A 25183-nucleotide genomic window follows, 5' to 3' on the forward strand; every position below is an offset into this window, starting at 1 on the left:
CTTTATAATTTATATCAAAAAGTATTCCTATTTCTTTTAAAATGATTATAAATCACTTATAATTATCTATATAGAGTCTCAGCTGATAGTCAGGGTACTAATTTTTTTAATCTATTTAATTTCAATAATGAAAATAACTATCAATTAGTACACATTTGATAATTCCATATAATTTAATCACTTTTGATAAAAATATTAGTATGGAAGCTATTTTAATATCAATATTGATCATAATATTAGTACTCATTATCGTGCTATTTTTCAAGAAACCTGCTGTAAATAATAATCTTGAAGCTTTACTACAGTTAAAAGAACAAGAACATCAGAAAGCTTTAAATTACTTAAAGGAAGAAAAACAAAAGACTGAGGATGAACTAAATGACCTTCGTTTAACGTTTATGTCCGAACGTAGTAAAACCATAAAAGCAGAAGAAAACCTATTGGCTCAGCAGCAAAAACATAATGAGCAGGAAAAATATATTGCTGAATTACAACAACGTTTTAAACTGGAATTTGAAAATATAGCAAATAAAGTTCTCGACGACAAAACAAATAAATTTACCTTACAAAACAAGGCTAATCTGGATATCATATTAAATCCTTTAAAAGAAAATATAAAAGCTTTTGAGGAAAAGGTAGACAAAGTATATAAAGCCGAATCTGATGAAAGAAATATCCTAAAAGGGGTGATATCTCAGTTAATGAATCAAAGTAAACAGATTCAGGAGGATGCTAATAATTTAACGAAAGCATTAAAAGGCGACCAGAAAAAACAAGGAAACTGGGGAGAAGTTATCCTTGAACGGGTTTTAGAACGATCGGGTTTAACTAAAGATAGAGAGTACCGTATTCAAACTAGTTTAAGCTCATCAGAAGGCAGTAGAATGCAACCAGATGTTATTATTGACCTTCCAGACGAGAAACATATTGTAGTCGATTCTAAGGTCTCTTTAATAGCTTATGAACGATTTGTAAATTCGGATTCAGATGAGGAAAGAGAATTACATATTAAACAGCATATTCTTTCCATTAAAACTCATATCCAAGGCTTATCTGGTAAAAACTATCAGGAATTATATCAAATCAATTCTCCTGACTTTGTATTGTTATTCATTCCAATCGAATCATCCTTTGGAATTGCTGTACAAAAAGATGCAGAACTTTTCAATTATGCCTGGGATAGAAAAGTGGTTATTGTTAGTCCATCTACATTACTGGCTACATTACGTACTATTTCCAGTATATGGAAACAAGAAAGACAAAATAGAAATGTCCTTGAAATTGCTCGTTTAAGTGGAAGTATGTATGATAAATTTGTTGGATTCCTTGCTGATATGGAAGGTATAGGCCGTAATATTAAGCTGAGTCAAGATGCTTATGATAAAGCAATTAACAAGTTATCCACAGGCTCAGGTAATCTTTCTACGACCTCTGAGAAGATCAAAAAATTAGGTGCCAAAGCAACAAAGCAAATTGACACCAAATTTTTAGATCCTGTTTTATCTTCAGATGAAGACTTATAGTTTAAAGGCATTCCAGCCTTGTGCTTTTAATTCATGTACCACATTAGATTTTGAAATCATTTTGCAACCTTCATTTTTCTCGGTGATATGACCGATGATACTGATGTCTACATCATGTTTCAATTTTTCGTAATCAGCTTGTTTTATGGTAAATAGCAATTCATAATCCTCACCACCATTTAATGCACAAACAGTAGGATCAAGCCCTAATTCTCTTGCAGTTTCATAAGTCATTGGATCAATAGGAATTTTTTCCTCATACAAAGTAACACCCTTTTCAGATTGCTGACAGATGTGTAAAACCTCTGAAGCCAAGCCGTCAGAAACATCAATCATGGCCGTAGGGACGATGTCCATTTGTGCCAATAAATCCACAATGTCACGTCTACCCTCAGGCTTTAACTGACGTTCTATGATATAATCTTTTCCTTCCAGATCTGGTTGAATTTTAGGGTTTTCCAGAAAAATCTGTTTTTCTCTCTCCAATATCTGTAAACCTACATAAGCCCCACCTAAATCACCAGAAACACATAAAAGATCACCTTCCTGAGCACCATTTCTGTAGCAAACAGTACCTTTCTCAGCATAACCAATACTTGTTACACTTATCACTAATCCCTGTTTGCTTGTCGATGTATCACCACCAATCAAATCAATGTTAAATCGATCACAAGCAAGCTGGATTCCTTTATAAATTTCTTCAACAGCTTCTAAAGGAAATTTACTTGACAAACCTATAGAAACAGTAACCTGGGTAGCTATTCCATTCATTGCATAAATATCACTTAAATTAACCTGTATAGCCTTGTATCCCAAATGAATAAGTGGAACATAAGCCAAGTCAAAATGTATTCCTTCAAGCAATAAATCTGTTGAAACCAGTACTTCCTTATCTTTAAAATTTAAAACCGCTGCATCATCACCAATTCCTTTTAGGCTACTTTCATGTTTTACTTTAAAAGTTTCTGTCAGGTGTTTGATCAATCCAAATTCCCCTAATTCAGCAATATCTGTACGTTCTTTATTCTCAAACATTATCTTATTCTATTTCAGTAAATTAACACTTTATCCACATAGCTTATAGACCCAAACTAGCAGATATTTCTAACATTCTTTCAATTGGTTTACGCGCTTGTACAATGATATCTGCAGGTACAGTTACCTCTGGTAAACCATTTTTTATACACAAATACAGCTTTTCAAGTGTATTTCTTTTCATATATGGACAGTCATTACACGCACAGCTGTTGTTTGGAGGTGCCGGAATGAAAGTTTTGAGTGGATTAGCTTTCTCCATTTGGTGAATGATTCCACTTTCTGTTGCTACAATGAATTCCTGAGCATCGCTATTGATAGAATATTTTAATAATCCTGTGGTTGAGCCAATATAGTCTGCCATTTGTAACACAGATTCCTCGCATTCCGGATGCGCAATAAACTTGGCATTAGGATGACGCTCTTTTAACTTAGTAATTTTTTCTCTTGAGAAAATTTCGTGAACCATACAGGCACCATTCCATAAAACCAAATCTCTACCAGTCTTTTTCGCAACCCAGGCACCCAAATTTTTGTCTGGCCCGAAAATAATTTTCTGATCTTTAGGTAAACTTTCTACAATCTGAACAGCATTTGTAGAAGTACAAACAATATCACTCAATGCTTTTAGTTCAGCTGTACAGTTCACATAAGTGATGACCAGGTGATCTGGATATTTTTCTTTAAATTTCTTGAATAAATGAGGTGGACAGCTATCTGCTAATGAACATCCAGCTTTTAAATCCGGTAATAGAACCTTTTTTTCTGGAGAAAGTATCTTTGCCGTTTCTGCCATAAAATGCACTCCAGCAAAAACAATTACATCAGCTTCTGTTTTAGCAGCTTCCTGAGAAAGTCCCAAACTATCTCCAATATAATCTGCAATATCCTGTATATCAGGTTCCTGATAGTAATGTGCCAGGATAATAGCATTTTTTTCCTTTTTTAATTTCTCAATCTCATCAAAGAGATCCAACGTTGGATCAATATGCTCTTCGATATATCCTTTTCTATTTAATTCGGCTAAGGTGTCCATTTTATCTTGATATAATATCCAATTTTTTAATCTCTACTCCACATTTTATTTCAGTTATCAACCTTTCAGTTTTCAATTTTAAAACAAAAAAGTTTTTTTCTGATTTTGTAAAGGTACGGAGTTTAAACACTTCAATAAATTATAATTATTTTAATATAAATAGATTTCTATTGTTTATTAGTCTGTTGATATTGTTTGTAAATATCATTTTTTTATGCTGATAATTGAGTTGTTAGCAATTTACTAACATTTAGATTACATTTTGATTCAAAATATCTGCTGATTTTCAATGAGATATTTATATGCCCATTTTTTTATCAATATGAATATGTTTATTGTTAGTTTGTGTGTAAAACGTTAATAAACTAACGGATCGTGACGAAAAGTAGTTGAAATATTGTGGCAAATTATGTTTTTAGCTTAGCTTTAAACATTCAAAAATATTTGTTCTGTTTCTATAGACAAGTAATCAACATTAATATCAACGTTGTTAACAAAGAGGGATTAAAGGGTTGATTTTAGTGATTAGAACAAGATATAGAGATTAGAAGAGGTAAAGGAATTCCTTATAATAAATTGAAATACAATAGTATAAGAATGAGAGAAGTAGATTTTCTGGTTATTGGATCAGGTATTGCCGGTCTTAGTTTCGCTTTAAAAGCAGCTCAGCATGGTAAAGTTTTAATTGTTACTAAATCAAACGAGGATGAATCCAATACAAAGTATGCCCAGGGTGGGGTAGCTGTTGTTGTGGATAAAGATGATTCATTTGAGAAACATATTGAGGATACTTTGATTGCGGGTGATGGTTTGTGTGATGAGAAGATTGTGGAAATCGTTGTAAAAGAGGGACCTCAACGGATTGAGGAGATCATAGATTATGGTATTAACTTCGATAAGAATGGTACTGGAGTATATGATTTAGCTAAAGAAGGAGGGCATTCAGAACACCGTGTATTACACTATAAGGACGTTACTGGATATGAGATTGAGAGCGTTTTATTAAGGCAGATTCATCAAAATAAGAACATAGAGATATTAACACATTACTTTTGTTTGGAGTTAATTACACAACACCACATGGGACAGCATGTGGATAAGAGTTCCGAAGATATCAACTGTTATGGCATATATGCTTTTAATACAGAGCGTAACGATGTGGAAAAGATCTTAGCACGTGTGACTATCATGGCGTCTGGTGGTGCGGGACATGTTTATTCAAGCACTACAAATCCTGTAATTGCCACCGGAGATGGTATGGCAATGGTTTATCGTGCTAAAGGAAAAGTTAGGAATATGGAGTTTATTCAGTTCCATCCAACAGCATTATATCACCCTGGAGAGTATCCGGCATTCCTAATTTCGGAGGCTGTCAGAGGTTTTGGTGGTGTATTAAGAAGAAAAAATGGAGATGAATTTATGTACGAATATGATAAGCGCGGGTCATTAGCGCCACGTGATATTGTAGCCCGTGCTATTGATGCTGAAATGAAGAAATCTGGAGAGGACTTTGTTTACCTTGATATAAGAAACCGTAAAAAATCAGATATTTTAGAGCATTTTCCTAATATATATGCTAAATGTTTATCAATTGGCATAGATATGACCAAGGATTTAATACCAGTGACACCAGCAGCACATTATATGTGTGGGGGAATTATGGTCGATGAACACGGTAGATCCTCTATAAAAAACCTTTATGCTTGTGGTGAATGTTCTTCTACAGGTCTTCATGGAGCGAACAGATTGGCTTCAAATTCGCTTTTGGAAGCTCCTGTATTTGCGCACCGCATATATGAAGATGCTATTAAAGTATTTAAAGATAATATCATTCCAGACCATATTCCTGACTGGAATGCGCATGGTGTAACGCAGTCAGATGAGGATATTCTGGTTACACATAATTTACGTGAAACACAGAAATTAATGAGTGACTACGTAGGTATTGTCCGGTCAGATTTCAGATTAGAAAGAGCTATGCGTAGATTAGCTTTATTGCATGGAGAAACAGAAGAATTTTATAAAAAAAACAAGGTTTCTGTTAAGCTTTGTGAGCTTCGTAATGTAATACAAGTAGCTTTTTTAGTGATAAAAGCAGCAATGGTTAGAAAAGAAAGTAGAGGATTACATTATACTACAGATTATCCAACACATTCCTCACAATTAACAGATACAATTTTTTAAGATATGGCATTGATATTACCGGTTAAAGATAAAAATCCCAAATGGGGTAATGATTGTTTTATAGCACCAAATGCAACAATAGTTGGTGATGTTTTGATGGGTAATAATTGCTCAGTTTGGTTCAATGCAGTAATTAGAGGCGATGTAAACAGTATTACTATTGGAAATGAGACCAATATACAAGACGGTGCAGTAATTCACGCTACGTATCTTAAAGCCTCTACAATTATAGGTAACAGAGTGTCTATAGGACATAATGCTATAGTACATGGTTGTATACTTAAAGATCATATTTTGGTAGGTATGGGTGCCATTATTATGGATAATGCACTGGTTGATGAATATTGTATTATTGCAGCTGGCTCAGTGGTTTTAGAAAATACACGTTGTGAAAGTGGATTTATTTATGCCGGAACTCCAGCAAAAAAAATAAAACCCATTACTGAAGAGCAACGGGCTTTATTGAATAAACTACCAGATAATTATATCATGTATTCAGACTGGTTCAGGTAATTATTCCTTAGGAATAGTTACCGTTTCATTTCTTTCCCAGTTAGCTCTGATGGAAAGTTCTTTTGGTTCATTCCATATCTTTTCGGGCTGCAAACCCAGGGTTACATTACCAGTATCCCATTTACCATTTTTATTGGTATCATAGCTTATTCTAAGCCAGTATTTTGCGGCTTTATAATTAGCAAATCTAACTGTGGTATCCTTTGTTACTATTAAGGTGTTTACAACGCCTTTAGCCTCATTGAGTACCTCTAGAATATAACTTTTATTAGCTTCAGGTGGAACAATTTTTACTATAAGTGTTCCATAGTCATCTTTGCTTGCTAGTGTAAAAGTTTTATTAAACTCTTTGTTTTTGGCATTAAAAATGGCTGTAAATGCACCATCACTAAACTTAATATCATAATTTTTTTTGGCCCTCCATGGATAAGTTAAATAGTAGGAGAGGAGGTCAGATGTATCTTTTACCAGTGTAAAGTTTTTTCGATCAACAGAGTCTTCAAGTAGTGTTATTTTAGTGATATCTGTACTTTCAATAGGGAAGTTGAAGGTAAGCTTTAAAGGTTTATTTGGGTTTAATAATCGTCCTTCTATATTATCTGTTGCAGTTAAAACCCTGGTATAAGTTTCTTTTTTACCCCTGGTAAAATTAGCAGTTTGTAAGACTTTACCGTCCTCTTTAATAGCTACTTTAACTGAATCAAAACTAAGATCCTTTAGCCAAACCTTTAATGAATCATTGTTCTTACTGAATTTTATGAGTTTTGTAGCATCTAAATTAGGAGGATCAGTAACCACTGCTTCTGGTTTTTTAAGCTTTTGGTTAAAGGATAAGCTCAAGCTTCCATCGGTATTAAGTCTTCTGTCAACTATTCTAAATGTGCTTGCATCTTCTTTAAAAAGGGCAAGGTTCACATTTGATTTAACGGAATCAAGAACTATAGAATCTTTGATAAAAGCTATTTCATCAGAGGCTTGCTGATAGATCCGGTCTCCATTCTTTTCCTTAAGAGCATATATTTTGTAAGTATCTTTTCGAAGGTTGTTTAATGAATAATTACCACTGCTATCTGTCGTGGTAAAGATAGATGGTTTTTGTTTTCCAAAGAGGGTATCTCTATTTAAAGGAAATATAAATACAACAGCATCTAATTCAGGTAATCCGGTAACCGAATTGGTTACCTGGCCTTTTATACTTAATGAATCGAGTTGTGGGCCCGTCGAAAAGACATAAGTAAAGTTTTTAACTATATTACTTTCATTTACATCCGCTATTGCTTTACCAAAATTCAGTGTGTATGTAGTATTTTTTTCCAAAGTATCCTGAATACTTATTTCGAGTTTTTTTCCCTTTGTTTTTAGAATAGGAGGGCGCTCCATTTCAGGAGATACACTAAACTCTTTGAATTCATTTTGGATTTTAAAATACTCATCAAATTCTACAACAATTTTTGTTGAGGTAAAATTTACGCTAAGATCTTTTGGAGTAATTTTCAAAATCTTAGGAGGCTCAGTATCTCTTGGCCCTCCCTGGGGTTGCTGAATACTCGCACAAGCATAAAATACTATGCTTATCGAAAAAAGGGTAATAAAATTCCTTAAGTTTTCTATAATTCGTTTTTTAGCCATTTAGCTGCGCTGTATTTAATTTTAATATGTTTTTAATGAATATCATTCAGGAATTCTAAAACGTCCTTATATCTTATTTAATGAAGTCTGTTTTAAAGATGTACAATATTCATATAATTTATTATAAATCAGTAGTTTATGTATTTTCTGTTTATTTTTATCTATTATCTGCTGATATGAACCATTAAAACTGAGATATCAGAAGGAGTAACTCCAGAAATTCGGGATGCCTGACCTAAAGTTCTCGGTTTTATCTTTAATAATTTCTCTCTCGCTTCTTTTGATAAAGATACCAATTGCGAATAATCAAAATCTGGATTGATGTCTTTATCTTCCATCTTTTGCATTTTGTTTATAATTTCCTGTTCTTTCTCAAAATAGCTTTCATATTTTATTTTGATTTCAGCTTGCTCAATGGTCTCTTGGTCGAAGTCTTTGAGTAAATTATCTAGAGCAGTACTTACTTTTCTTACATCATTAATACCTACCTGAGGTCGGCTTAGTAAGCTAATTATTTTGACATTTTGGTTCAAAGGGGAAGTACCTAGATTTTCCAACATGTCATTAGTTGCAATCATATCTACACTTTGTTTTCTTGCAAAAGCAACAATTGCATCAGAGTTTTCAATTTTTTTATTGACAATTTCCAGGCGTTCATCATTGATTAATCCTAAGGCATGTGCAATAGGGGATAGTCTGATATCTGCATTATCCTGACGTAATAATAGGCGATGTTCTGCTCTTGAAGTAAACATTCTATAAGGTTCTTCAGTACCTTTTGTAACCAGATCGTCTATTAAAACACCTATGTAAGACTCTGATCTTTTCAGAATTAGTTCATGTTTGTCATATATCTTCTGATGGGCATTGATTCCGGCTATAAAACCCTGACTAGCAGCCTCTTCGTATCCAGTTGTACCATTTATCTGACCAGCAAAGAATAAATTACTGATTAATTTGGTTTCAAGGGTTAGTTGCAGCTGTGTAGGTGGGAAAAAGTCATATTCAATGGCATATCCAGGTCTAAACATCTTAGCGTTTTCGAATCCAGGAATCTGAATTAATGCGCGATATTGTACATCTTCTGGCAAGGAAGTAGAGAAGCCATTTACATAGATTTCACAAGTATTCCAACCTTCTGGTTCAACAAATATCTGGTGTCTTTCGCGTTCTGCAAAGCGATTAATTTTATCTTCTATTGATGGACAATATCTAGGACCAAGGCCTTTAATACGACCGGTAAACATTGGAGATTTCTCAAATCCTTCTTTTAAAGTTTCATGAACTTTTCCATTGGTATAAGTAATCCAGCAGCATCGTTGTTCCTTTGATCGCTCTACATTTGTATAGGAGAATCTACCTGGATTTTCATCGCCCCATTGTTCTTCCATTAATGAATAGTTCAACGAGCGACCATCAATACGAGGAGGAGTGCCGGTCTTCATTCTGCCCGCTTCAAATCCTAATTCTGTAAGTTGTTCTGTTAAGCCAGTCGCAGCTTTTTCACCTGTTCTGCCTCCTCCAAATTTCTTTTCTCCAATATGGATTAATCCATTGAGGAAGGTACCATTAGTTAATACAACAGATTTTGCTTTTATCTCAACACCAATAGAAGTTTTAACACCAACAACAGTATTATTTTTGATTATTAGGCTACTGACCATGTCTTGCCAGAAGTCTACATTTGGTGTACGCTCTAGGGCTAGTCTCCACTCTTCTGCAAATTTTTTTCTGTCATTTTGTGCTCTTGGGCTCCACATCGCAGGACCTTTAGATAAGTTGAGCATTCTAAACTGCAATGTAGTTTTATCACTTATAATACCAGAATAACCACCCATAGCATCGATTTCTCGTACAATTTGACCTTTTGCGACTCCACCCATTGCTGGGTTACAACTCATCTGCGCAATGGTTTCCATGTTCATTGTGATGAGTAGGACGGAGGAACCAAGGTTAGCCGCTGCTGCCGCTGCTTCACAACCTGCATGGCCTGCGCCTACAACGATTACATCATATTCTTTAAACATTTCGTTTTTTTATTTTAAGTGTTTCACGTGGAACGTATAGAGCTTGTACTTGAAATTTAAGAATCGTTCCACGTGAAACATTTGAATTATAAAATTAATTTACCAGACTTTTATCCTTTTAAACGATTAGGAATATCAGTTATTACTATTGTTCCGAAAGGGTCAACCAACGCTCTGTTATTTGTTCCAATTCGGTGTTTAAATTTTCTATCTCTTGTGTTTTATTTTGAAGTTCCAAATAATTTGCACTGTCAATATTTGAAAGAGATAACGTTAAATCTTTTATTTGATTTTCAACTTCTGCAATTCTTAATTCCAGTTCAGTGATTTCTTGCTGCTCTTTATAACTTAATTTTTTTACTGGAGCAGTTGGAGTAGAAGGGGTAGAATTTTGTTTTTGTTTTTGCTCAGGTTTTTCTTTTGCCGTATCTAAGCTAATCCTATACTCTGAATAATTTCCATTATAAATTGCTACGTCACCATTACCTTCCATAATGAATAATTGCTCACTCATTTTATCAAGTAAATACCTATCGTGAGAAACTAAAATTAGGACACCTGGGAAATTCTCAAGGAATTCTTCTAAGACATTTAATGTGTCAATATCCAAATCATTGGTTGGCTCATCTAGAATTAAAAAGTTTGGATTTTGCATCAAAACTTTCATCAAGTGTAAACGTTTCTTTTCACCACCACTTAATTTCTCAACCATCCCATGTTGTTTTTTAGGGGGGAATAAGAATAATGTTAAAAGTTGTGAAGCAGATATGGTTTGACCATCTGCCATTTTTATATATTCGGCATCAGATTTTACAATATCAATTACGCGTTCTTTTTCATTAAAAGACAAACCGCCTTGTTTATAATATCCGTATACAGTGGTTTCGCCAGTACTTACCTTTCCTTTTTCTGGCACTAAGTATCCTGTTATGATATTTAGTAAAGTAGATTTGCCTGTTCCATTTTTACCAGCTAAACCAATGCGGTCCGCACGTTTAAATGTATAACTGAAATCATTAATAATGGTTTTATCATCAAAAGATTGCCCGATATGATCAAGTTCAAGGATTTTATTTCCTTGTCTTGACATTTTAACATTTAAAGTAACTTTTTGATTATCAGATCTTTGTTTTGTTTTTGCATCAAGATCATAAAAGGCATCAATTCTGGATTGTGATTTTGTTGTACGTGCTGCAGGCATTCTTCTCATCCATTCTAACTCCTTTTTAAGTAAGTTTTTGTTTTTTTGAAAGGTGCTTTCATCAGCTGCTTCTCTTTCTGATTTCTTTTCCAGGAAGTAAGCATAATTTCCATTGTAATTGTAAATCTTGCCTCTGTCAAGCTCTACAATAGTATTGCAGACATTGTCCAGGAAGTAACGATCGTGAGTGACCAATAACAATGTTTTATTACCTGATGTCAATAATTTCTCCAACCATTCTATGGTGTCAATGTCCAAATGGTTGGTAGGCTCATCTAATACATAAATTTCAGGGTCTTCGATCAACAGTTTAGCTAATGCCAGCCGTTTCTTCTGTCCGCCAGATAGGGTAGATATCTTTTGCTGTAAATGAGTGATACCCATTCTGCTCAGAATAGTTTTTATTTCATGCTCGTATTCCCAGGCATTATGTTCACTAAGTTCCTCATACAAGCGGTTTAGTTTCTTCTCATCCGGGTTAGGATCTTCAATTAATTCCTCATACTCTTTAATCAGCTGTTGCTGTTTATTTTCCAGTGAAAAGATGAAATCGCTAATAGAATAACCATCAGTAAAACTAGGTTCTTGATCTAGAAAGCCTATTTTAACAGATTTATTCTTTACAATTTTTCCTTCCAGTGGGCTGAACCTTTCGGCAAGAAGTTTTAGTAAGGTGCTTTTTCCAGCACCGTTAATACCCACCAACGCTACGCGCTGCCCGGTTTGGATGCCCAGGGTTAAGTTTTTGAATAGCCATTCATCGTGATAGGCATGGCCTAAGTTTTCGGCTGCAATAAGTGTGCTCAAAGTCTGTGTTTAACGATATTATGATAAGAAATTACTACAAAAGTAAGCAATAATTATTTGTGGTATATAATTGGAAGCTTTGAATCTACGACGTAGAAGTTTTATTGTTTTAGCAAACCAAATGTAACAAAAATGTTATATTTAGAGTCGATGCTTTCCGCCTGTCGATTTTGGGTATAGGCGAAGCTGAAAAGTCGCTTCATTAGGGCTTTTCTGAGCGAAAAACAGGCGATAGTCTAATGTCTTTATCATAAACTAACTAAGTCGCGTTAAAACGGCTAAAAACGACGTGTATGAGTTCTTGCGTTTTTTTAAACTTAAAAGATTTTTTAAGCTCTGAAATCCTTTAAAAACTTAGGATTTTTATTGGAAATTGAATTAAGAATTATTATGTTTTCGCGAAAATTTCTGGTTGTGGTAATTATCTTTACTATTTCTACGCTTAGTTGTTTTTGCTGCTGCTTTTTTTAGCAGCTCTGGTATTTGGTCTTTAATCTTTAAATAAAAGCGAGAGATAATGGTCTTCTTTTTCTGTCATCTTTAACTTTTCTGCTTTGCTTTTATCTCTGTATCCGAGAAGGTGAAGCGTACCATGGATAATAACCCTGCACAATTCCTGGGCAAGAGCATGCTTAAATGTAGCAGCATTTTCTTTTATTCGATCAATACTTATAAATATATCTCCAACAATGGTTTTAAGCTCTTCAGAGTTATCAAAAGTTATCACGTCGGTATAAGTATCATGATCAAGATATTCCTGATTTATACGCAGTAAATACTCGTCTGAACAAAGAATGAAGTTTAGTTCTTGTAAAACATACCCTTCTTCTGCAATCGTTGCTGCCACCCAGGCTTTGATTGCTCTTTTATTTTTAAGGATATAACTGGTTTCTTCATTAAAAAAATTGATACTTGCCTTACTCATCAGATATAATTTATTGCCCCGAATTTAGCAATTTAAAATATTCGGTGATTTTATTTTTATAATAATGGTTTAGATTTGGTGGTAATTTTTGCAACCATTCTGTTTCATTTTTTTCATTAGCTTTAAATTTATCCAGCATTTTCTGATAGGATGGAGGGAAATCTTTTCCTGCTTTACTTTCTCTTTTTGCATCCTGATCTTGTTCGTGCTGGGCATTTTCTGCATTTAAAAGTTTGGTCAGCAATTCTTTCTGACGATTCATAGTTTCTTGTTCCAGCCTTTTATTCACTAATTCTGCCTCGGTGGCTTTCATATCCTGAATCATTTGATTGAGGTTTCCCAGTCCGCCTTTTCCGTCTTTATTTTCTTCTCTGTTTATTTTTTGTAATGCCTCCCGGATCATCTGTTGTTGTTGAGCCATTTTAGCAAATTCTTCACTCATTGTGCCTTTGGGTACAGCTCCTTTGTTACCATTTTTTTGCATCTGATCCCGGGCTTTTTGCATGTTATTGTTCAGTTGTTGCTGCATTTGTTGCAACTGTTTCATGCTTTGCTTTTTCTTTCCTTTGCCGCCGCTCTTACTATTCTTCATCATGTCTTGTAGCTGATTAAGTGCTTCACTAAGCATCAACGACAGATTATTTACGGAGGTCATTGCATATTGCTGATTTTTATTGGCACCGGAGGTATTTCTTTCACCCAGGTTTTCTAAACTTTTGTCGATATTAAAGTTGATTTTTTGCATTTCCTCATTTACCGTGCTTTCTATTTGAGGAACACGCTTACTTAGCGAATAAAGGCTATCAGCAATCACTTTCATATTATCTTTTATTTCCCTTTGTTTCTGAACATTGCTGGTATACTGTGGGTCGGAGCTATTCAACCTCCTTAAGTTGAGCATTACTTTTTCCTGGTCAAACGAGGTTTTTAGAAGATTCTCCAGTAAACGACGTAACTCTTGTGCATTTAAATTGTTTTCCATTTCCGCAGAGTCGTCCTGCATCTTTTTCAATTTATCTGCTTGCTGTTCCATTTTTTCAGCAGCTTTTTGCTGACTTTCAGCGGCTTTTTTGGTTTCCTTTTTATCTAGTTGTTCTTCACTGTTTTTCTGCTCCTGAGCGATGTCATTCATTTCTTTTTCAGGAGCACTAAAAGAATTGGGGCGTTCTAATTCCTGGTTTTTTTCATCCAGTTTTTTAAGCTCTTTTTGAATTTCATTAAGTGATTTTGACAACTCTTTTTGTTTTGATTTTATATCATCAGGAGCTGTGTTCTTTTCTAAACTCTGCTTTGCCAGGTCCTTTTGCTGTTTGGCCAGATCATTCAGACGATCTATATTGTTTTGCAGACTTTGCTCAAACTCCAGTTGTTTATATAACTCTAAAATGCGATCAAGCTCATTTTTCAGCGATTTATTATCCATTTGCATTTTAGACAATTCTTGCCTCGTCTGGTCTTTATTGTTCTGGTCCATCAGATTTTGCAATTTCTCCAGCAATGCTTTGGTTTTCTCATCCAATACATTCTTAAACAGATCGTCAATCTGTTTCTGTTTGTCGGCAAGCTCTTGTTTAAGCAGGTTATTTTCTTCCTTTTCGACTGTGTTTTTTTTGTTCAGATCATTGATCTCTTTTACAGCTTGTTCTAATTGTTTTTGCTTTTCGAGCAATTGTTCAATCTGTTTTTTGTCATCAAAGGAGATCTGTTTTTTATCCAATAACGTTTCTCCCATCTTCTTGCTTTCCTTCTCAACCTGTCCAGCCAGTTTAATGGTTTTTTCCATTTTTTGTTTTAATGCCAGGCTGTTTTCGTTTATTCTTTCAGCTATTTCTCCAGAGCTTGGAATCTCATATACCTTAAGCTCTGATTTCGTGGTTTTTGGACCATTTACAGCATCGTTATCGGAAACTTCAAAATAGTACTCCAGGCTTTGACCAGGTTTAATCAGCGGTTCATTTAGGTCCCAGACAAAGAAGAAAGCATCGTCATGCCTGTTTTTTTTTACAGGAATGGCTTTACTTACTGTCATTTTTGTTTTGTTATTTTCCTTGATGATATATTTAAATTTAAGAGACGTAAATCCATGGTCATCTGTAATATTTCCATTAAAATAGCGAGCCTTGCTACTTAGGGAATCAGGGGTTTCCGTTACAGTAATTCCTGGAAAATCATCTTTAATCACATTAATTTGATGATTAAGAGAGTCTTTACTATGGATGAATTGGTTTTGAGGCACAATACCATATTTAGCACTTTCTCTTATGACCCCTGTATAAGAAAAAACATTATTTAATGCCGTTAAAATCAGGTTTTTACTGCCAATATTAAAAGTCAGCTTATTACTATTTTTTGTTTCCATTTTCCAGGTAACACGGGTTCCTTCCGGGATTAACAAATCTCCGGCATTGCGAATGCTTTCATTTTTTTTATTCAGGTATGCCGGGTAGGCCAGATTTGCCGTAATGTTGATTACTGAAGGTCGGAGCTTTACTTCAATTGTATAAGGAACAGAATTAAATCCTCCTGCCTGGAAAATTATTTTGTGGTTCTTTTGCAGGTTTTTAAACGTATAATTAAATATGGTGGTATTTTCTTTTTCAAGTTTATAGGTGTTAATCCCATCATTAACATACACTTCCTGCGGAATTTCATTGCCGTTTAACTTTAGCTTTAAGTCTATATCATCACCTTGTGCCACGATAAGCTTATTCGTTAACAATTGAAAATCGAACGGTGCTTTTGGTAAGATTTGTTTATTGTACTGTACAAAGCTGCTGGTTCCTTCTTTTAGAATGGCAGGAGCGATGAGTGCAATCAATAATATTACTGTTGCTGGAGCAAGAAAATACTTGATGTATTTCTTGTTTTCTGCCAACTTTATTGCGCTTGAAAAAGGTATTGGGTTAAGTTCTGCTATTTTCTGATCTACCCCTGCAAGAATGAGTGTACTGTTTCCTGGAGATTCATCTGCCATCACTTTGAGTTGCAAGGTATTTAGCAATTTGTCCTTTACATTAAAAAAGTGATTACCAATAATAGCAGAGGCTTCTTCTATACTTAGGTTTTTGCTTAGCTTAAAATATGCGAATGCAGGTTTAAGGACAAGAATTGATATGATTAGTGCTGCCAGTGCTATTGATCCAAAAAACAAACTGGTTTTTATTATAGCCCCAGGCTGGAAATAGTAAACAAACACAAATATAAGCAGGTACAACGCCAATAGTAATGCCAGGGCATAAATGCTGCCACGCAAAAGTTTATTAAGGTAAAACTTTTGCGTAAACTCGTTAATTTTAGAAACTAAAAGTTCGTAGTTACTGTTCATTTATTTTTTCCTATAGCCCTGTTCAAGGGCAGTTTTTTGATAAAAATAGAGATATAATCTAATGTTTTAATTAAAGTTTATCGATTTATTAACTATATCAAAACTGGATTATTATTTATAAAATGATATTTTAGTAAAAAAAACACACACATGAAACATTTATTATTTGGACTTATCCTTACTTCAATAGGACTAAATGGCGCTTTTGCGCAGAAGAAAATGAAAGCAGTTAATACTTGGAGCAAAAATGAGGTGATTGCACACAGAGGTGCTTTTAAAGCAAAAGGACTCCCTGAGAACTCCATTGCTGCATTAAACGAGGCGGTTCGTATTGGTTGCCATGGTTCTGAGTTTGATGTACACATGACTGCAGACGGCGTTTTGGTTGTAAACCATGATCATGATTTTTTTGGTATTCATATTGAAAAATCTACTTACAAAGAGTTGAAGGCAAAGCAACTTTCAAATGGAGAGTATATTCCTACGTTAGAGAGCTATCTAAAGGCAGGATTGAAGCAAAAAACGACCAGATTGATTCTGGAGATTAAGCCGTCTAAAACTGGTGCTGAATATGATAAGGTTTTAACAGCTAAAGTTGTTGCAATGGTACATCAGCTTAAAGCTCGCCCATGGGTTGATTATATTAGCTTTAGCTATCCAATCCTGGAGCAGATAAAAAAGTTGGATACACAGGCAAATGTATCCTATCTGGCTGGAAATGTATCTTTAGAGAAACTAAAACAAGATGGTTTTTATGGAGCAGATTACCATTATTCAGTTTATAAAAAGGGAGAGTGGTTTGCTAAAGCAAAAGAATTAGGATTGACTATAAATGCCTGGACTGTAAATGATGCTGCCGATATGAAATGGCTGTTAGACAATAAGGTTGAGTTTATTACTACTAACGAACCTGAAATGCTTTTAGAGCTTATTAAAAGCCGCAAATAAAGCTTGTAAAATAAAAAAGCATCGCGGGTTATCCGCGATGCTGTACAATTTATGTTTTTAATAATCTAGATTACTTTAACATTAATCGCATTCAACCCTTTTTTGCCGCTTTCTACGTCATACTCAACTTTATCGTTTTCACGAATTTCGTCGATAAGGCCTGTTGAATGTACAAAGATTTCGCTATCACCGTTTGCAGGGATAATAAATCCGAAACCTTTAGTTACATTAAAAAATTTTACTGTTCCTTCTTGCATTGTATTATTTATTAAAAATTAAGTGTGCAAGGTACATATTATTTTTTTATAATGTGCAAACGCTTCATTTTTTGATAAATATAAAATAGAATGGGATTTTAAGCTTTGTTTTTACGTCCTGTAACGATCAAATTAATTTCGCTTGAGTGCTGAATTCCAAGGGTTTCTCCAGGAATTGTTTTTAAAAGATTTTGTAGGTAAACGTTAATTATGGCTTCCAATGTTTTCTTTCTAGGCTCATAGTTTTCGGGTTGATTTACCCTGAATTTGCCCAGATAGATCTTTCCTTTTTCATCCACCACCGCAGAGAACTCATAGCCGAAATCGTCATAAGCTTTTACGATATCAATGCGATATTTAGGGAAAAGGTAATCGTAGGATTCTGTTTTTCCATTCAATTTATCAACGCTGCTGATTTTCTTTACACTGATCATGTCGCTTAGTGGGATAAACTGAACGGGTTGCCGGCCGGCAAATGCGCTATCCACGTTGCCTGGGTTTCTGTTAGACTTTTCTGAGAGCTCTTTGATATAGAGTGTATCGGCCTTAGTTGTTTTTTGTAATTCCCCTACTGTTGTTTTAAGCACATTGTTGATGTAATTTTCTGAGTACCAGGTAATGTTCACATCCGAACGTATATCTTTTGATATCTCACGCCCAGTTACATGGAGTCTTTGGAAGACCATACTGTCTTTACTGATCTTTTTGATTCTGAACCATTCCTTGGCAAAATTATACACATCCCCATGATCATAGTGGAAGTAAAAGCTCTGCATACGCTTTTTCTGCGGGCTATAAGCTTGTATTGTATCAGGATCTTTAAATTGAATGATCCAGGTTGGTTCTTGCTGAAATCCTAGTTCATTAAAAGAAAGACCGGTACTAAACCGACGCTTTACTTCATAAAATTTTATCCCCATAATGGAGTCAAAAGATATGCGCCCCCTGAATTTTGAAGGCTCTTTAGAATTACTGGTACAACTGCTGATCAACAGTAAAATGCCTGCTGCGATAGTTAGGATGCCGGATTTCGTCATGTAATGGTAAAGGTATTCGTTTAAGGCAAAGGTATAACAATCCTTTAAATTCTTTGTTTAAGCTTAAAAACCCTGATTATTAGTTCATTGTTTCTGTAGATCGTGAGAATGATGTTTTTGCCGTCTGCAGACTTAAAAAGGGTATTTATTTCATTTAATTTATAATTGGCAACGGGGACAAAGTTTATGGATACGATCTCGTCATCGACCATCACTCCCGCGATTTCGGCAGGTGAACCAGGTTCTATTCTGCTTACATAGTAATGTAAAGATTTATTCTCCTGAGCGTACACTTCTAACCCCGACATATCATGTTCAAAAGGACGATTAAACTGGGACCCTTTCCTTATATACATGGACTTATCCTCATAGTCGAATACGATGTTGAACCTACTTAATACATCTGCACCCAGATTGCCGTTTCTATCTCTAAGGAAGACTTTTGCAGCAACGTCATCATATATGGGGTAAGATGCCAGTACATTTTTTAGTTTAAAACTCCCTATTTTTAACGAGGTTAACCGTCCGATACTTCCATCAATTGGGCCGCTCATACCTACACCCAAATTAGCTTTTATAGCATTTGAGGGAACGGGGAATGGTTTTTCATTTAATCTCTCTAATGAAATAGCATGACTAGCACCATTGTCTACCAATGTTTTTATACTTATTTCACCATAACTTGGGCTTTCAATATTTATGTTTATATAGGGTTTGTTTCCAATGAGTTCAATAGGAATTCTTTCTCCTTTAATTTTTCCACCTGCGCTAGGGTTTTTGAACAATAATCTCTTTGAAGTATATTTTATCTCGACCACAAAGCTATTAAAGAAATAATAGCCTAAAAGACCATAAATTTTCATTCCGAGATAATTGGATAGACCAAAAATATCCTTTTTAAGGATAGCTGTAGGGATGTTATTGATGGAGGCTTTCCCTAATTGTGCAGCGATATCATTTGAAACATAAGCATCAATTTCGTTGCCTTTGCCTAGTCCGGATATTTTGATGGATCTGGATATTTTAATACCAATGCTGTCAATTAAAGTTGGATCAGTTATGATCAGAGGGCCTACACCAGTATCTAGAATAAAGTTGAAAGGGCCCTTGTTGTTGATATAAAGGGGGACTATAATCAGGTTTTTAACCAGAGTAAACGAGATTGCATCCTTATTTTTATCTCCCTTGAAGTGAAACTGTTGGCCTTTGGTGGTTAAGACTGTGCAAATTTGTATCATCAGGAGACATACATACACCCTGAGTTTATTAAAATTAATGTTACACATTAACAATTTCATTAAACTAAATTAATAAATTAGTAGCAGTATGATTAGATGCGCAAGTAAATATCTTGCTGTATTCGGGCTTATTTTTTTAATGAGTTGTTCTACCGAAAGACAGGTTTCAAAGAATTTAAAAAAGGTTTTTAAACATTCTGAAGTGTTGAAGCAATATTATGTGGGGTTTGCATTATACGATATGTCTGCAAAAAAAATGCTATTTGAGAAACATGCAGATCAATATTTTACTCCAGCGTCCAATACCAAGCTTTTTACCTTTTATGCAGGATTGAAAATGATCTCTGATTCGATTCCTTCGCTTAGGTATATAGAAGAGGGGGATTCTTTGATTTTTTGGGGGACTGGTGATCCTTCATTTTTGCAAAGCAAGTTGAAAGGAACCAAGGCTGCTGATTTTTTGAGACTTAGCAACAAAAAGCTTTTCTATGCTCCTGGCAGATATACTGGTCATTTTTATGGAAGTGGGTGGCAATGGGATGACTATAATGACTATTACCAGGCTGAAATCAATGAATTGCCTATCATGGATAATTTGGTCAGTGTGACTAGTCGGAATGGTAAACCTGTGTTTTTTCCAGCTGTGTTTAGAGATTGCTTTGTCGTTGATTCACTATCAAGTAAGAAAGCCTTTACAGTGACCCGAGACTTTATCGACAACCAATTTAAGTATCCTAATGTTTCCCTTAAGGAAGGTTACCGACAGCAAATACCTTATAAGGTTAATCTCCCAACTACGTTGTCCCTGCTGTCAGACACTTTGAATAAGCAGGTGACTGTGACCAACAGAAAAATGCCGCTCAATGCAAAAACAGTATATAATTTAAAGAGAGATTCGGTGCTGAAGGAGTTGATGTTACCAAGTGATAATTTTATTGCCGAGCAGTTGTTGTTAGTCTATGGGAATCAGCTTGGTGAAGAATTGAACACAAATAAGGTCATTAATCATGTTTTGAAGACCTATCTATCAGAGCTTCCGGATAAGCCCATTTGGGTAGATGGCTCTGGTCTTTCACGATATAATTTGTTTACCCCCAGAGATATGGTTAAAGTGTTAGAGCTGATTTATACAGAGATAAATAATCCAGAAAGATTGTATGATCTGCTGCCTGCGGGAGGTAAGAGCGGGACATTAAGGAATACCTATCCTAAGACCAATCAACCATTTGTTTTTGGGAAAACAGGCACCCTTTTTGGTGTGCACAATCAGAGTGGTTATGTGCTTACGAAAAGCGGGAAAACCTATATCTTTTCTTTTATGAATAACAATTTTGTTGTACCAACGACTGAAGTAAGAAAAGAGATGGCCAGAATTATGACCTATATACACGAAAAATATTAATGCTCTGGAATTTATAATTTTTGGAAAGGTATGTCCATCAGGGAATAAGCCTGCCAGCCAATAAAGTCATAATGCCACCATTCGTTTTGTAATACTCGGAACCCAAATTTCCGCATGATTTGGATGAGGAATTCCCTGTTTTTTATAACCTGTGCAGGTAATTTATTATAAGTTACTGAAGCCTGTTCTGCAAAGCTGTCGTATGTGGTTGGCATCTTAAGCTCTTTGCCCGTTTTTAGATCGATTAATGTAAGATCTACTGCGCATCCACGGTTGTGCCTTGATCCTTTATTCGGATTGGCTACAAAGGCTTTATTTGACGCTTCTTTATAAAAGGCAACCGTAATCCTGTAAGGACGGTAAGCATCAAAAACTTTTAGTCCGTAACCCTTTTTTTTAAGCTCTGCCTGTACTTTTTGTAGTTGTAATACTACAGGTTTTCGGGCGAATGCACGAGCCTGAGGGTACATTCTGCGCTTCATAAAGTTATCAGTAGTTGCATATTTGATATCGAGGACAAGTCCAGGGATATGATTTTTAAGTTCGAGCAATTGATGATTGCTATTCTCTTTGCAGGATTTTAAATAATCGGTATAGGATTCTACCTTTAAACCGTAAGGATTCAGCTCTTTTTTTTGTGCATAAACAGAAATACAGCAGCCGGCTAATAAAAGCAGGAAGATTTTTTTCATCATGCTGAGTGGATTACTGATTTGCAGCTACGAGTAATTCTATGTCTTTATATGGCAAATTAAACATGTTCGACAGATCTTTACTGGTTAGGTGCCCCTGATAAATGTATAAGGCCTCCCTAATGCCAGGCTTGCTCCATACTAGGTTCATCAGCCCGCCCATATCACCTATATCAACCAGAATGGGAGTAAAGATATTCGTTAATGCATAAGAAGCTGTTCTTGGAACTCGGGATGCGATATTAGGGACACAGTAATGAATGACATCATGTTTTCTAAAAACAGGGTCTTTATGGTTTGTAACTTCTGAGGTTTCAAAACAACCACCCTGATCAATACTGATATCAATCACGACAGAATTCGGCTTCATTCGCGCCACAGTTTCCTCCATTACAATACATGGGCTCCTGCCATGCGATGCACGAATGGCACCAATTACTACATCGCAGGTGGTAATGGCTTTATCCAATACGATGGGTTGCATAACAGACGTAAACACACGGGTCCCGAGGTTGTTTTGAAGTCTTCTGAGCCGATAGAGAGAGCTGTCGAACACTTTCACCTCTGCGCCAAGAGATATGGCCGTACGTGCAGCATATTCACCTACGGTCCCTGCACCTAAAATAACAATTTCTGTTGGGGGCACTCCTGTAAAGCCGCCCAGCATCAAGCCTTTTCCTCCGGTTACATTACTCAGGTACTCCGCGGCGATAAGAATTGACGTCGCACCCACAATTTCACTCATGGAGCGTACCACACTTAATATACTTCCCTCGTCTCTCAGGTTTTCAAAACAAAGAGCATTAATCTTTTTACTTAATAACGCTTTTAGATAAGACTCCTTAAGATTTCCCATCTGCAAGGCAGAAATCAGCGTCTGCCCTTTGTGCATTAGTGCGATTTCTTCAATTGTTGGTGGGGCTATTTTGACGATAATGTCGGCATCGAATACTTCCTTTTTATTGAAAGTTATGATTGCTCCTTGTTCGCTATAATTATTGTCTGAAAAGTTTGCTCCATTACCAGCGCCGGCTTCAATAATTACTTTGTGGCCGTTGTTTACCAAAAGGGCTACCGAAAGAGGCGTTAAAGCAATCCTGTTTTCCTGGAATGAAATCTCTTTTGGGATGCCAATATACAAACTGTTATTCTTCTCATCTATTTTTGCCATTGCCTCTTTTGGTTGTATCATCCCTTTTTGAGCAATAGAGGCCATACCTTCGCGTAATCCTGTAGCCATTATTAGTTATAATTTGGACTGAAATTTAAGCAAAATACCTGAAATTAAGCATGTTTGATTTTAATTTTTCGAAATGGACAATAACCTGGTATTTTCATTTATAACATCGATTTCAATTTTTAAATAGTGTTCCGGTATTAGAGACTCTATTTTAGCAGGCCATTCTATGAAACATTTATTTCCAGAATAAAAATACTCCTCGTAGCCTATGTCATACGCTTCCTGAAGATTTTTAATTCTATAAAAATCAAAATGATAGATAATATCTCCGTTTGCTTCATATTCATTTACAATAGAAAAAGTAGGGCTGGTGACCACTTCAGTTACCCCAAGTACTTTTGCAAGCGACTTGATTAATGTTGTTTTTCCAGCACCCATTTCACCCTCGAAGATGAAGATCTGTTCTTCACCTGCAAAGGAGACAATCTGTTGTGCGGCGTTTTCGAGCTCTGTAAGTCCGTTAACTTCAATTTTTATACTATTCATGCTACAGCAAATTTAAAACATTTCGGCTAAAAATTACTGAAGGTCCCTTACTTTGAACTGTATGTAGCAATGGGTATAATCATCTCTTCAAGTGATATTCCCCCATGCTGAAAGGTCTCATTATAATAGTTTACAAACTGATTGTAGTTGTTCTGATATACAAAGTATTTGTCCTCTTTGGCAAAGATATAATTAGAACTGATATTGATCTTTGGCAGTTGTGCTTCGTGTGGATTTTTAATCAGAAATACTTCTTTTGCATTATAATTCAGGTTTCTACCCTGCTTATAACGTAAGTTGGTATTGGTATTTCTATCTCCGATTACTTTGCTCGGGTTTTTAACCCTTATTGTACCATGGTCTGTAGTGATTACAAGTTTTACTTTCTTCTGAGAGATCTTTTTAAGCAAATCCATTAGTGGTGAATGCTCGAACCAGGAAAGTGTTAATGAGCGATATGCCGCATCATCATTGGCCAGTTCTCTGATCATTTGCATATCTGTACGAGCATGAGAAAGCATATCTACAAAGTTGTATACAATGGCATTGAACTCATTTTGCAATAAATTGTTTACTTGCTCATTTAAAGCTTTTCCATCATCATAAGTCAGAATTTTGTTGTAGCTAAACTTGCAGTCCTTACGCAGACTACGTTTAATCTGGTCAGCAAGGAAAGTTCCTTCATGCATATTTTTACCACCTTCATCGTCGTCATTCTGCCATAGTCCAGGAAATCTTTTTTCCATTTCGAGTGGCATAAGGCCAGAAAAAATGGCGTTCCTTGCATATTGCGTTGCTGTTGGCAGGATACTCGAATAAGTATCCTCTTCATCCATCCTAAAGAACTCGGTAATCAATGGATTTATGATTCGCCATTGATCATAACGGAGGTTATCAATCAGGATAAAGAAAACGGGAGTCGTGCTGTTGATCAGCGGAAATACTTTCTTTTTTAGAAGGTCGTTAGACAGTAATGGAGCCGTTCCTTTCCCATTTACCCAACCCAGGTAATGGTCTTCAATAAATTTAGAAAATTGAGTATTAGCCTCAGACTTCTGCATTGTTAGGATTTCATGCATCTGAGGGTCATCCAGTTTCTCCAGTTCCAATTCCCAGAATACTAGTTTTTTGTAAACATCAACCCATTCTTCATAACTCAGTTTGTCGTTAAGGGTCATCCCCAAACGTCTGAAGTCTTGCTGATAAGCCATAGAAGTTTTTTCACTTACCAGTCTTTTGTTATCGATGATCTTTTTAATAGTCAGTAAAACCTGTTTAGGGTTCACTGGTTTAATCAGGTAATCGTCTATTTTGGAGCCGATGGCATCTTCCATCAGGTTTTCTTCTTCGCTTTTTGTAATGAGCACTACTGGAACATCATTTCGGATATTTTTGATGGCAGTAAGGGTTTCCAATCCACTTAAGCCCGGCATATTTTCATCGAGAAAAACCAGGTCGAAATGCTCCTTCCCAAATGCTTCAAGGGCATCATTCCCATTTGTAAAAGTGGTTACATGATATCCTTTTTCATTTAATAGTAATATATGTGGTTTTAATAAGTTGATCTCATCATCGGCCCAAAGAATCTTTGTTTCTTGCATCATCGTATGTGTATACTGTAAAAATAATTCCTCAAAAAGAGTCATCTCTTTCTTAGTTGTGGATAAAAATAGCAATT

General features: G+C 35.4%; 19 protein-coding genes. 5 read left to right on the top strand and 14 right to left on the bottom strand.

Annotation, left to right across the window (positions count from 1 at the left end):
• Nucleotides 1–200 precede the first annotated feature (200 nt).
• Complete coding sequence (locus WC623_RS04520) at nucleotides 201–1523, top strand: DNA recombination protein RmuC (RefSeq protein ID WP_372848391.1); 1323 nt, start codon at nucleotides 201–203, stop codon at nucleotides 1521–1523.
• Here WC623_RS04520 and thiL read toward each other — a convergent pair.
• Together thiL and nadA are read right to left on the bottom strand one after the other, a co-directional pair.
• Nucleotides 1518–2558, bottom strand: coding sequence for a thiamine-phosphate kinase (gene thiL / locus WC623_RS04525; protein WP_372848393.1), 1041 nt, complete (start codon nucleotides 2556–2558; stop codon nucleotides 1518–1520). The genes WC623_RS04520 and thiL overlap by 6 nt on opposite strands.
• A 43-nt stretch (nucleotides 2559–2601) precedes the next feature.
• Nucleotides 2602–3594 (bottom strand): quinolinate synthase NadA, encoded by a 993-nt coding sequence (nadA, locus tag WC623_RS04530; RefSeq protein ID WP_372848395.1) that lies wholly within the window; start codon nucleotides 3592–3594, stop codon nucleotides 2602–2604.
• Between the two features lie 597 nt (nucleotides 3595–4191).
• Here nadA and nadB point away from each other — a divergent pair.
• Together nadB and WC623_RS04540 are read left to right on the top strand one after the other, a co-directional pair.
• Complete coding sequence (gene nadB, locus WC623_RS04535; RefSeq protein WP_372848397.1) at nucleotides 4192–5778, top strand: L-aspartate oxidase; 1587 nt, start codon at nucleotides 4192–4194, stop codon at nucleotides 5776–5778.
• Between the two features lie 3 nt (nucleotides 5779–5781).
• Nucleotides 5782–6291, top strand: coding sequence for a gamma carbonic anhydrase family protein (locus tag WC623_RS04540; protein WP_372848399.1), 510 nt, complete (start codon nucleotides 5782–5784; stop codon nucleotides 6289–6291).
• On the opposite strand, the gene WC623_RS04545 is transcribed toward WC623_RS04540, so the two are convergent.
• From WC623_RS04545 to WC623_RS04565, 5 genes are all read right to left on the bottom strand, one after another.
• Entirely contained in the window at nucleotides 6292–7920 is a 1629-nt protein-coding gene (locus WC623_RS04545) for an Ig-like domain-containing protein (RefSeq protein ID WP_372848401.1), read from the bottom strand.
• Between the two features lie 164 nt (nucleotides 7921–8084).
• On the bottom strand, nucleotides 8085–9947 hold the full coding sequence (gene mnmG / locus WC623_RS04550; RefSeq protein WP_372848403.1) for a tRNA uridine-5-carboxymethylaminomethyl(34) synthesis enzyme MnmG: 1863 nt from the start codon (nucleotides 9945–9947) through the stop codon (nucleotides 8085–8087).
• A 145-nt stretch (nucleotides 9948–10092) separates the two neighbouring features.
• The gene (locus WC623_RS04555; RefSeq protein WP_372848405.1) at nucleotides 10093–11955 is read right to left on the bottom strand and encodes an ABC-F family ATP-binding cassette domain-containing protein; all 1863 of its coding nucleotides are present in this window, start codon (nucleotides 11953–11955) and stop codon (nucleotides 10093–10095) included.
• A gap of 490 nt (nucleotides 11956–12445) precedes the next feature.
• The gene (gene ybeY, locus WC623_RS04560) at nucleotides 12446–12880 is read right to left on the bottom strand and encodes an rRNA maturation RNase YbeY (protein WP_372848407.1); all 435 of its coding nucleotides are present in this window, start codon (nucleotides 12878–12880) and stop codon (nucleotides 12446–12448) included.
• 10 nt (nucleotides 12881–12890) lie between these two features.
• The gene (locus tag WC623_RS04565; RefSeq protein WP_372848409.1) at nucleotides 12891–16205 is read right to left on the bottom strand and encodes a hypothetical protein; all 3315 of its coding nucleotides are present in this window, start codon (nucleotides 16203–16205) and stop codon (nucleotides 12891–12893) included.
• Between the two features lie 150 nt (nucleotides 16206–16355).
• On the opposite strand from WC623_RS04565, the gene WC623_RS04570 reads away from it, so the two are divergent.
• Nucleotides 16356–17153, top strand: coding sequence for a glycerophosphodiester phosphodiesterase (locus tag WC623_RS04570; RefSeq protein ID WP_372848411.1), 798 nt, complete (start codon nucleotides 16356–16358; stop codon nucleotides 17151–17153).
• A gap of 65 nt (nucleotides 17154–17218) precedes the next feature.
• On the opposite strand, the gene WC623_RS04575 is transcribed toward WC623_RS04570, so the two are convergent.
• The 3 genes from WC623_RS04575 to WC623_RS04585 form a co-directional block, all read right to left on the bottom strand.
• Nucleotides 17219–17410, bottom strand: coding sequence for a cold-shock protein (locus WC623_RS04575; RefSeq protein ID WP_008241764.1), 192 nt, complete (start codon nucleotides 17408–17410; stop codon nucleotides 17219–17221).
• A gap of 98 nt (nucleotides 17411–17508) precedes the next feature.
• Complete coding sequence (locus WC623_RS04580) at nucleotides 17509–18447, bottom strand: hypothetical protein (RefSeq protein ID WP_372848413.1); 939 nt, start codon at nucleotides 18445–18447, stop codon at nucleotides 17509–17511.
• A 44-nt stretch (nucleotides 18448–18491) separates the two neighbouring features.
• Complete coding sequence (locus WC623_RS04585; protein WP_372848415.1) at nucleotides 18492–19685, bottom strand: aspartyl protease family protein; 1194 nt, start codon at nucleotides 19683–19685, stop codon at nucleotides 18492–18494.
• Nucleotides 19686–19773: 88 nt separating this feature from the next.
• Between WC623_RS04585 and WC623_RS04590 the strand changes: the two genes are divergently transcribed.
• A complete protein-coding gene (locus WC623_RS04590; protein WP_372848417.1) occupies nucleotides 19774–21087 on the top strand; it encodes a D-alanyl-D-alanine carboxypeptidase/D-alanyl-D-alanine-endopeptidase in 1314 nt (437 codons plus the stop codon).
• Nucleotides 21088–21098: 11 nt separating this feature from the next.
• Here the strand turns inward: WC623_RS04590 and WC623_RS04595 are convergent, their stop codons facing one another.
• The 4 genes from WC623_RS04595 to WC623_RS04610 are packed head-to-tail and all read right to left on the bottom strand — an operon-like array spanning nucleotide 21099 to nucleotide 25106.
• On the bottom strand, nucleotides 21099–21782 hold the full coding sequence (locus WC623_RS04595) for a M15 family metallopeptidase (RefSeq protein ID WP_372848419.1): 684 nt from the start codon (nucleotides 21780–21782) through the stop codon (nucleotides 21099–21101).
• A 10-nt stretch (nucleotides 21783–21792) separates the two neighbouring features.
• Nucleotides 21793–23019, bottom strand: coding sequence for an alanine dehydrogenase (locus tag WC623_RS04600; RefSeq protein ID WP_372848421.1), 1227 nt, complete (start codon nucleotides 23017–23019; stop codon nucleotides 21793–21795).
• A gap of 60 nt (nucleotides 23020–23079) precedes the next feature.
• Nucleotides 23080–23505, bottom strand: coding sequence for a tRNA (adenosine(37)-N6)-threonylcarbamoyltransferase complex ATPase subunit type 1 TsaE (gene tsaE, locus WC623_RS04605; RefSeq protein ID WP_372848423.1), 426 nt, complete (start codon nucleotides 23503–23505; stop codon nucleotides 23080–23082).
• A 47-nt stretch (nucleotides 23506–23552) separates the two neighbouring features.
• Entirely contained in the window at nucleotides 23553–25106 is a 1554-nt protein-coding gene (locus WC623_RS04610) for a PglZ domain-containing protein (RefSeq protein ID WP_372848979.1), read from the bottom strand.
• Nucleotides 25107–25183: the final 77 nt, after the last annotated feature.

Origin of the sequence: Pedobacter sp. (genome assembly GCF_041645105.1) — a bacterium.
Lineage (GTDB): Bacteria > Bacteroidota > Bacteroidia > Sphingobacteriales > Sphingobacteriaceae > Pedobacter.

Coding starts and splice junctions, on each gene's coding strand:
- WC623_RS04520 (WP_372848391.1), top strand. CDS start 201: ATGGAAGCTATTTTAATATCAATATTGATCATAATATTAGTACTCATT.
- thiL (WP_372848393.1), bottom strand. CDS start 2,558: ATGTTTGAGAATAAAGAACGTACAGATATTGCTGAATTAGGGGAATTT.
- nadA (WP_372848395.1), bottom strand. CDS start 3,594: ATGGACACCTTAGCCGAATTAAATAGAAAAGGATATATCGAAGAGCAT.
- nadB (WP_372848397.1), top strand. CDS start 4,192: ATGAGAGAAGTAGATTTTCTGGTTATTGGATCAGGTATTGCCGGTCTT.
- WC623_RS04540 (WP_372848399.1), top strand. CDS start 5,782: ATGGCATTGATATTACCGGTTAAAGATAAAAATCCCAAATGGGGTAAT.
- WC623_RS04545 (WP_372848401.1), bottom strand. CDS start 7,920: ATGGCTAAAAAACGAATTATAGAAAACTTAAGGAATTTTATTACCCTT.
- mnmG (WP_372848403.1), bottom strand. CDS start 9,947: ATGTTTAAAGAATATGATGTAATCGTTGTAGGCGCAGGCCATGCAGGT.
- ybeY (WP_372848407.1), bottom strand. CDS start 12,880: ATGAGTAAGGCAAGTATCAATTTTTTTAATGAAGAAACCAGTTATATC.
- WC623_RS04565 (WP_372848409.1), bottom strand. CDS start 16,205: ATGAACAGTAACTACGAACTTTTAGTTTCTAAAATTAACGAGTTTACG.
- WC623_RS04570 (WP_372848411.1), top strand. CDS start 16,356: ATGAAACATTTATTATTTGGACTTATCCTTACTTCAATAGGACTAAAT.
- WC623_RS04575 (WP_008241764.1), bottom strand. CDS start 17,410: ATGCAAGAAGGAACAGTAAAATTTTTTAATGTAACTAAAGGTTTCGGA.
- WC623_RS04580 (WP_372848413.1), bottom strand. CDS start 18,447: ATGACGAAATCCGGCATCCTAACTATCGCAGCAGGCATTTTACTGTTG.
- WC623_RS04585 (WP_372848415.1), bottom strand. CDS start 19,685: ATGATACAAATTTGCACAGTCTTAACCACCAAAGGCCAACAGTTTCAC.
- WC623_RS04590 (WP_372848417.1), top strand. CDS start 19,774: ATGATTAGATGCGCAAGTAAATATCTTGCTGTATTCGGGCTTATTTTT.
- WC623_RS04595 (WP_372848419.1), bottom strand. CDS start 21,782: ATGATGAAAAAAATCTTCCTGCTTTTATTAGCCGGCTGCTGTATTTCT.
- WC623_RS04600 (WP_372848421.1), bottom strand. CDS start 23,019: ATGGCTACAGGATTACGCGAAGGTATGGCCTCTATTGCTCAAAAAGGG.
- tsaE (WP_372848423.1), bottom strand. CDS start 23,505: ATGAATAGTATAAAAATTGAAGTTAACGGACTTACAGAGCTCGAAAAC.
- WC623_RS04610 (WP_372848979.1), bottom strand. CDS start 25,106: ATGCAAGAAACAAAGATTCTTTGGGCCGATGATGAGATCAACTTATTA.